The 8,995-nt window shown below is 31.5% G+C and carries 10 protein-coding genes and 1 pseudogene; 1 reads left to right on the forward strand and 10 read right to left on the reverse strand.

The window, feature by feature from the left end; all coding sequences use genetic code 11:
- Window positions 1-104 precede the first annotated feature (104 nt).
- From xdrA to AC1Q7N_RS09770, 3 genes and pseudogenes are all read right to left on the reverse strand, one after another.
- Window positions 105-569: an XRE family transcriptional regulator XdrA gene (gene xdrA / locus AC1Q7N_RS09760; RefSeq protein WP_001829807.1), complete on the reverse strand. Its 465-nt coding sequence runs from the start codon at window positions 567-569 to the stop codon at window positions 105-107.
- Window positions 570-839: 270 nt separating this feature from the next.
- Entirely contained in the window at window positions 840-1,463 is a 624-nt protein-coding gene (locus AC1Q7N_RS09765; RefSeq protein WP_001829810.1) for a response regulator, read from the reverse strand.
- Window positions 1,456-2,589: pseudogene (locus tag AC1Q7N_RS09770) on the reverse strand (GAF domain-containing sensor histidine kinase). Before AC1Q7N_RS09770 ends, AC1Q7N_RS09765 begins: the two are co-directional and overlap by 8 nt.
- Window positions 2,590-2,747: 158 nt before the next feature.
- Here AC1Q7N_RS09770 and AC1Q7N_RS09775 point away from each other — a divergent pair.
- Window positions 2,748-3,572, forward strand: coding sequence for an RluA family pseudouridine synthase (locus AC1Q7N_RS09775; RefSeq protein WP_001829804.1), 825 nt, complete (start codon window positions 2,748-2,750; stop codon window positions 3,570-3,572).
- Between the two features lie 346 nt (window positions 3,573-3,918).
- Here the strand turns inward: AC1Q7N_RS09775 and fumC are convergent, their stop codons facing one another.
- The 7 genes from fumC to AC1Q7N_RS09810 form a co-directional block, all read right to left on the reverse strand.
- A complete protein-coding gene (gene fumC, locus AC1Q7N_RS09780) occupies window positions 3,919-5,304 on the reverse strand; it encodes a class II fumarate hydratase (protein ID WP_001829862.1) in 1,386 nt (461 codons plus the stop codon).
- 184 nt (window positions 5,305-5,488) lie between these two features.
- A complete protein-coding gene (locus tag AC1Q7N_RS09785) occupies window positions 5,489-5,893 on the reverse strand; it encodes a hypothetical protein (protein WP_002485605.1) in 405 nt (134 codons plus the stop codon).
- Between the two features lie 155 nt (window positions 5,894-6,048).
- Window positions 6,049-6,228: an SAS053 family DNA gyrase inhibitor gene (locus AC1Q7N_RS09790; protein WP_002468490.1), complete on the reverse strand. Its 180-nt coding sequence runs from the start codon at window positions 6,226-6,228 to the stop codon at window positions 6,049-6,051.
- A 23-nt stretch (window positions 6,229-6,251) separates the two neighbouring features.
- Window positions 6,252-6,851, reverse strand: a complete 600-nt coding sequence (locus tag AC1Q7N_RS09795; protein WP_002486232.1) for a 6-phosphogluconolactonase — start codon at window positions 6,849-6,851, stop codon at window positions 6,252-6,254.
- Window positions 6,852-7,008: 157 nt separating this feature from the next.
- Window positions 7,009-7,479, reverse strand: coding sequence for a tRNA (uridine(34)/cytosine(34)/5-carboxymethylaminomethyluridine(34)-2'-O)-methyltransferase TrmL (gene trmL, locus AC1Q7N_RS09800; protein WP_001829836.1), 471 nt, complete (start codon window positions 7,477-7,479; stop codon window positions 7,009-7,011).
- Window positions 7,476-8,606 (reverse strand): tRNA epoxyqueuosine(34) reductase QueG, encoded by a 1,131-nt coding sequence (queG, locus tag AC1Q7N_RS09805; RefSeq protein WP_001829814.1) that lies wholly within the window; start codon window positions 8,604-8,606, stop codon window positions 7,476-7,478. The genes trmL and queG overlap by 4 nt, the downstream gene beginning before the upstream one ends.
- A gap of 214 nt (window positions 8,607-8,820) precedes the next feature.
- Entirely contained in the window at window positions 8,821-8,970 is a 150-nt protein-coding gene (locus tag AC1Q7N_RS09810; RefSeq protein WP_002468809.1) for a hypothetical protein, read from the reverse strand.
- Window positions 8,971-8,995 lie beyond the last annotated feature (25 nt).

The raw sequence follows: 8,995 nt of genomic DNA on the forward strand, positions 1-8,995 counted from the left end.
AAAGTTGTCTCATCGTCTAACACTTATGCTCCTATATTTTTTATGATATTAGATCAAAGTGATTCAATCATAAAATGATTCTTCTATCACTTATGTATTTATGTTTATACGTGTATTAATTCTTCTTTAGCATTTCTATTGAAGTAAGTTTCAGCTTCCCTCATTTTTGAAGTACCAAAGATTGGCTGTTTTTCATTATTGAGAACACGATAAATGTTACTTACTTTATTACTTTGTAAAATGAAACCATTACGTGTATCAATAGTATTCCAGTAAATATCACTTGTTGTTGAGTGATTTGGATAAGCACAATGGTTTCTAGAAATTGTTTGTACAATTTCGAGCGGATCACAACCGAATGTACTATTTAATACATCTGAATCTCTGAATAAAGCACAAATTGATACGCATGTAGTCCAGTTTGGTAGAACTCTTTCTTTTTCAATTTGAACCAATGTTTTTTTGGAAAGTCCAATGGTTTGTGCCATTGTATCTTGAGTATAGCCTGCTTCTATACGGACCATCTTAAATTTTGTTTGAATTAAATCTGTGAAACTCTGTCTATCCATTCTATTTATCTACCTTTCTCATTGGAAATATTTTATCCGGACACAAGAAATTGCAATAATACACATTTCTTGAAACACAAATTACATCTTAATATATTTTCAATAAAAATAAAAGAGTAAATACGTTTTTGAGTCTATTTTTATAATAGGCATAATTATCAAAATAATTAGACAGTGATATTAATCTACAAGCAGAAATTTAATTGCTGTAAGTGCTATTGGCTAAAACTCAACTTAACACAATTACACTCATAAAAATCAATGTAATTTTTAAATCAATTTATTTTCCATTGCATAAATAGCGGCTTGAGTTCTATCGGAGACTTCTAGTTTGCTAAAAATATGACTCACATGTGTTTTTACTGTCTTTTCTGATACAAACAATGCTCTTGCAATTTCTTTATTTGTTTTACCTTTAACCATTTCCTTAAGCACTTCTTTTTCACGTTTAGATAACTTATTCGTATAATGCGGTTTTTTTGATACGGCCTTAATCACGCTTTTAGCTTGAGGATGTATGATACGTTCACCTTGCAAAACTTTATGAATTGTCTCAATTAACTTTTGAGGTTCAACATCTTTCATTTCATACCCATCAGCTCCTTTATCAATAGCTGAAATAACATGTTCATCATCTACATAGCTCGTAAGTACTAATACTTTGATTTCAGGATATTGTTGTTTGAGTATTTCAGTAATTTCTATACCATTCATCTCTGGCATTACTAAGTCTAAAAGCACGATGTCCGGTCTTTCATTGTTTTTTAAATAAGATAAAAATGTTGCGCCATCTTTAAAACCCTTTAAAACTGATAAATCATCTACAGTTGATAATAAAAACTCTAAACCTTGCCTTACAATATAGTGATCATCGACGAGAATGACTTTATGCATAAGGATGCTCCTTTAACTTCAATGGAATTTTAATATAAATCCGAGTGCCCTGATTTATTTTTGATTCTATAGTAACTTTACCGTTCAAATACTGTGTACGTTGCTTTATGTTTTTTAAACCATTAAATAAAAACGTATTAATTGATTGCGTGTCAAAACCTTGACCGTTATCTCTAATATCTACCTCAAGATAATCAACATTTTGTGATAAATCAAGATAAACTTTGTTAGTTTTAGCGTGCTTAATAACATTATTCATTGCTTCCTGAATAATTCTGTATACATTTTCTTCGATATCATTAGATAAATCTATTAGTCCATTAATAGTAACTTTCAAATCTAATCCTAACATTTTACTATAATAGTGTAATGCATGAATTAAGCCTTGTTCTAATCCAACTGGTTTTAGTTGCCAAATCAGTGCTCTCATTTCATTTACTGCATTTTGACTTGTTTCCTCAATAGTCTTAAAAGCTCTTTGCGCTTGCTCGTCAGTAGTTATCCCTTTTGCAGCGTGAGCCGTTAATTTTAAAGAAAATAACATTTGATTTACTGAATCATGTAAGTCTCTAGCTAGTCGATTACGTTCATTAATTTTGGCATTTTCTTTTTCTTTATTAGTTAGCTGAATTCTCTTTATAGCTGAACCAATTTGAAATGCTACAGATTCTAATAGTTCTTAGTCTTCTTCACTATAATGTTCTTTGTTAGGAGATGCTACGTTAAGCAAACCGAATCTTTCGCTCCCAGACTGCAATGGAACAGTAGCATGATGAGTAATATGATTCGTTTCTTTATCATAAGCATGATTAGCTAAATTGATTCTAGAACAATTTATTATATTAGAAGCTTTAGTTAATTTATGATTTTGATATGCTTGCACACACCAACAAGAACCATTTGTCAAATAGTAACAATGGTTTTTAGATAAAGCTTCAGGTAAATCTACAGAGGAAACTAAATCATGGTGCCCCTCTTCATCAATATAGAAAATCCAACCAGTTGAAAAGTCGCTCCCATTTATAAGTAAACGCAAAGCTCCTTGCATCATGCTATATATTTCAGTTTCTTCATTTAGAAATTCGGCTATTTCCTTAAGTAATGCAAGTCTAGTTGGTTTCTCCATTTTATCCCCTCAAATTTAGCATTTTATCATTATTATACATCTCATTCTTTGTTTTTAAAAACTCACAATGTCGATGTTATTAAAACTTTCAAAATAAAACAAGTTATAGAGTCGTGCAAATATATGATATGATAGAACTGAGTTTATAGGAGGAAAAAATGAAATTTACAATACCTAAACAATTTAACGATTATACATTGAGAGAGATTTTCCAATATTTAAAATTACCTAAAAAAGACTTACATCAACTGAATATGTCTAAAGAAATTTTAATTAATAAAGAGTACGGTACATTATTAAATAATGTTAAAACTGGTGATCATGTTGAGATACCAACCCCTAATGAAGTAAGTAATTATTTACCAAGTTATCGATATGCTCAAATTTATTACGAGGATGATGACTTGGCCATTGTCATGAAACCAAAAGGTGTTAAAACGCATCCCAATGATTTAAAAGAGAGCAACACACTTATGAACCATGTGATTTACACTGTTGATAGTGAATATGTTGAGCCCATACATCGACTAGATCAAGAAACAGTAGGTTTATTGATAGTTGCTAAAAATCCGCTTATGAAAAAAATCTTAGACCGAATGTTAGAATATAATGAAATTACGCGTATATATAAAGCAAATGTCAAAGCGTTGTTACCTATTAAGCCACAAACGATAGATATGCCTATTGGTAAAGATAAATTTCATTCAAACAAACGAAGAATTTCCAACACAGGTCAACGTGCAATCACTCACATTATTAACTCTAAAATGATTAAAGAAGGTGTATGTCAACTCGACATTAAACTAGATACAGGTCGAACACACCAAATTCGTGTGCACCTTGCTGAGATTGGCCATCCAGTTATTGGGGATCCACTTTATGGAACTTCAACATTACGACAATTAGAGCTAAATAGTCATCAAATTGAATTTACTCATCCACTGACTCAAGAAATTATTTCTGTAAGTCTAGATGATAAATAGCAATATGTCGATGTTATCATTAACATTAAGTTAAATATCGAATTAAAAACTATATTATTTTAACTATTAATTAATGAAATAGGACAGAATGTTTTATTAAAAAAGTCAACATAACACCTAATTTCATCTTTCTCATTGCCAAACTACTAATATAGAGGCTGGGGCATAATTCCTAGCAAAATAGCCAGTAAATGAGTTTTTTATAAATTCATTTACTGGCTTGTTTATTTACAATAATTCGTATTGTTGGGTCGCTTTCTTAGGGGACAGCTTCAGCTTGTCCTGTTCCCTCAAGAGTCTCGCCAAAATACTTTGTTTTTATATGCAATTTTTATAATCTAGAAAATCAATGTGGGTCTACCATATCTTCTGGTTTTATCCACTCTTCAAATTGTGATTCAGTTACATATCCACTTTCTATTGCAGATTCTTTTAAAGTAAGTCCTTCTTTGTGTGCCTTTTTAGCTATTTGAGCTGCTTTCTCATATCCAATATGAGGGTTCAGTGCCGTAACTAGCATTAATGATTGATTTAAATAATTATTAATATTTTCTTCTATCGGTTGAATACCAATTGCACAGTTTTTATTAAAGGTATTCATTCCATCTGCTAATAAGTAAATAGATTGTAAAGTGTTATGCATAATTACCGGTTTAAATACATTTAGTTCAAAATTACCTTGAGAACTTGCGATACCTACCGTCGTATCATTCCCCATGACTTGTACTGCTACCATAGTTAACATTTCACATTGTGTTGGATTTACTTTTCCTGGCATAATAGAAGATCCAGGTTCATTTTCTGGAATTGAAATCTCAGCAAGACCTGCACGCGGTCCAGAGGCTAGCCATCTAATATCATTTGCAATTTTCATTAAATCTGTCGCTAGCGCTTTTAATGTTCCATGTAATTGTACAATTTCATCATGAGAAGTTAAAGCATGAAATTTGTTTTCAGATGATACGAAAGCATACCCTGTGTTTTGGGAAATATATTTGGCTACTTTATGACCAAATTCTGGATGAGCATTAATTCCCGTTCCTACTGCAGTTCCACCAATTGCTAAATTTAAAATATGCTTTTTTGATTCTGATAGTAATTGCTCACATTTTTCTAACATATAGCGCCAACCACTTATCTCTTGACCTAGTTTAATAGGCGTTGCATCTTGCAAATGTGTGCGTCCAATTTTAATGATTGATTGATATTGGTCTTCTTTTTCTTTAAAAGTTTGACGTAAATGGTTAAGTGCTGGCTCTAACTTAGTTTCAACTTCATGGAACAATGCGACATGCATAGCTGTAGGAAATGTATCATTTGAACTTTGAGATTTATTTACATCATCATTTGGATGGATAGTTTCCTTACTTCCATGTTTCTTAAGGTATTCATTAGCTACATAGCTTACGACTTCATTTACATTCATATTGCTTTGAGTACCACTACCTGTTTGCCAAATCACAAGTGGAAAATGATTATCTAGTTCTCCATTTAAAATACGATCACAAGCATAAACGATGGCGTTCTTTTTTTCATCACTCAATTTTCCTAATTCATGATTTGCTAAGGCTGCACCTCTTTTTAGTTGAGCAAATCCGTAAATGACTTGTATAGGCATATGCTCTTTGCCGACTGGAAAATTTCGTTTACTTCTTTCAGTCTGTGCACCCCAATATTTGTCTTCTGGTACTTCAATTTCTCCAAATGTATCATGTTCAATTCTGACTGACATTTATATCGCTCCCCCTATTGTTCTTTGTTTAATTGTAGTATAGCACTATTTAAATTGTATGAGCAATGTTGAAATAAACCGTTTACATTTAAAAGAAAATTTTTCCTATTAAAATAAAAATGAGTCCTAAATGATTTTTTTCATGTTCATTTATGACTCATATATTAAATTATTTCTTACTTATTTAATTCTTAGATTGTTGATATTTTGCTTTAGTAGCCTGAACAATAGCAATTGCAGTTAAAACAAATAGTATCACGCCTATAGTGAGAGTAACAGGACTTATACTTACTAAAATACCTAAAAATCCTGGTAATTCATTATAAAAATCATCCAAGGTGTATGTCAAAACTCCCGTTATTAATAGACAACAAATCACACTGATCACCACACCAGACTGATTACTTTTTATAAATGTATGTACATTGACATTATCAATAAGACCTTTTGATAAATTAAGCTGAAGTTGTACAATTTTGAACAGTAGTGGCAAGTATAAAGCGCCTAAAGCAAGTGGAAAACCTTTTATAGATATCAAACTCACTATAACAGTAACTATGACAAAGTGAATCCAGTATTTTCTTAACATTTAATTAATCTCCTTGTGTTAATGACTGTAAGTATCATATCATAACCAATCAAAAGGAGTGAATATTTTTACAACAAATCATGTGAAAGATAATACAATGCAAAAATCCAATAACTTAACATACTGATAAGTTACTGGATTTTTATGAAATCTATTTACTGTTTTTTTAAATCTGAACGAACTTCGTTATCATGAGATTGATTTAATTTTTCTTCATCATTTTCCTGTGAAATCTGTTCCATTTCTTTTCCTAATTCTTTTAAATCATCTAAGTCGGTAACCATAGCATTTTCTTCTTCATGATAATTTAATTTGGAATCTTTTTTGTTCGCCATCATTTATCCCTCACAAACTTATTTTATGCAAAACGTGCAGTGAAGTACTCTTTTACGTCTTCAGGTAAGCCTGCAGCCGCTTCTTTATCTAAGATAACATTGACCATACGGTGTGCTTTTAAATCCGATGGTTCAAAACTAGTCTTACCATTTTCACGGTAAAGTTTTTCTACCATATCGCGTTTATTAGCACCAGTAATAACTAAGAAAATTTCTCTAGCTTCCATCAAACCTTGACGAACGCTAATGTCAAGGTTACCATTTTCATCAATCGTAAGGACTTGCATTGTCAGTTTGCCTTTATTTTCTTTAGTCTTAATCTTATCTGAGATAAAGTCAATTGCATCATTTTCGTAAGAAATGGAATAAATTTGGCCTGTTGGCACACCCAAAGCCTCATAATAAGAATGATTATCATCATAATCTAAAATATTTATTTGACTGAAATCAACTGTATGATTTTCTACATTTTTCTTAAGTTCATCAAACACTGGTGCATGTTCTTTGCTCAAATGAAATCCTGCAATAGTAGTTGGATTATTATTAAATTGCTTACGTAGAATATCTGCAGTATATTCTGCTACTTTTTCACTATTATCAAATACTTTAAAATTCATTGCCATGTTAACTACACTCCTCTAAGTTTGCTCTTTTATTTAAGTCGATTTAATTTAAAGTATACCCTTTGTATTAATTATCAAACTATTATTTTTTATTGGCTCACAATTAATATAACATTTCTTGGGTTTATCTTGCATTTACTTTATCTATTAGCGTTAATTATGAAAGGTTAGGATAATCTTGTTGTCTCAAAGCTTCGTAAATCAGTAAAGCAGCAGTATTAGAAAGATTAAGAGAGCGTATATTGTCACTCATTGGAATTCTTAAAGCTGTTTTTGCATATTTCTCCTTAACCCATTCAGGAAGACCAGTAGTTTCTTTACCAAAGATAAAATAATAATCCTCATTAGTATTAGAAAAATTAAAATCGCTGTAGGTCTGTTTACCAAATTTTGTTAATAAATAGTAATGACCTTCTGTATTAGCAAAAAATTCCTCAATACTATCGTGATATGTAATATTAACATGCTCCCAATAATCAAGTCCTGCACGTTTTAACATTTTGTCTTCCGTACTAAAGCCGAGTGGTTTAATTAGATGAAGATGGGTTAAAGTACCCGCACAAGTACGTGCAATATTTCCTGTATTTGCTGGTATTTCTGGTTGATATAGTACAATATGATTTGTCATTTTTGTTCTCTCCTCATTTGCAAACCTTTTTTCATTTCGAGCTGCACTTCTTCAATCTCATTTTCATAATGCTCATCAATAAAAGATATAGCATCATCCTCTAAAATTTGTCCAATTGCCCAATATGCAGTACCTCTAATCATAGGTCTTGGATCATTTAATGCAACTTCTTTTAGTTCTGGTATAGCACTTTCTTCTTTAAAATGTGCCAAAGCTATAATAGCATTTCTTTGTATTGGTTTTTTACCTCTCCAAGCACCTGCCAAATGCCCATATGTACTTTTAAATTTCTTGTTGCTCATTTGAAGTAAAGGTACAAGACGTGGTTTCAAAATTTCAGGTTCCAAGACAATATCATCATGCTGAGTATTAATACCACGATTTTTAGGACAAACTTGTTGACATGTATCACACCCATATAATCTATTTCCAATTTTATATCGATATTCATCTTGAAGATAACCTTTAGTTTGAGTTAAAAAACTAATACATTTTTGGCTATTTAACTGACCATTTCCAACAAGTGCACCTGTTGGACAGCGATCAACACAAATTGTGCAGTCACCACAACTATCTAATAAAGGATCATCAGGTTCAAACGGTATACTTACTAACATTTCACCTAGGTAAGACCAAGTCCCTAATTCAGGAGAAATCACAAATCCATTCCTACCCGTGAATCCTAATCCAGCTCTTTCTGCTACTGCTCTATCTGACAATACACCGGTATCAACCATCGATTGGATTTCGACATCAGGTACTTTTTCTTTGATGAAATCAGCTAATTTATCAAGTCTCTTACGCATAATGCTATGATAATCTTGGCCCCATGATGCTCTTGCAAACATGCCTCTACGATCACCTTTAACACTTTTTGGTGCACCTTTAAGTTTATTAGGATAACCCACAGCTATTGCAATAATAGAACGTGCGCTAGGTAAGCTTAGTTTAGGTTCTGTACGTAATGATATATTTGATTCCTCAAAACCCGATGCATACCCTTTTGCATGGTATTCCTCTAATTTTTGTTTCAATTCATCAAAAGGATCTGCAGTAGTAAATCCAATACTATCAATGCCTATAGAATGAGCAAAGTCTATAATTTCTTTTTTTAGTTTATTGTTCATTAGCTTTGCCACCTTTTTAAAATTACATATGCTATTCTAACATAAGATTATGTATCAGAGTTGGCATAATATTGTGATGATAAAAAAATATAGAAGTTGGGACAAAAAAGTCCACGATAAGTAAATAAAGACAATTTCTATTGAAATAATATAGAAATTGTCTTTTTTAAATTTTTTTATTATTTTCAGCTCGTTGAGCTTTTACTTTATTATATTAAGCAACGATAATGTCTGAATTCATCGAATTCAGTATCGGGAATTGTTTTGCAATATCATTTACATGTCGTGAAATATCATTCGCGGGGATAAGAGCTGAAGTTTCCATTAGTAGAGTATGTTGAGTCATGTTATAGTCTTTATACATAAGGCACCTCGTTAATTTTGTTTAT

The organism is Staphylococcus sp. GW823-FHT05F06 (assembly GCF_058795495.1).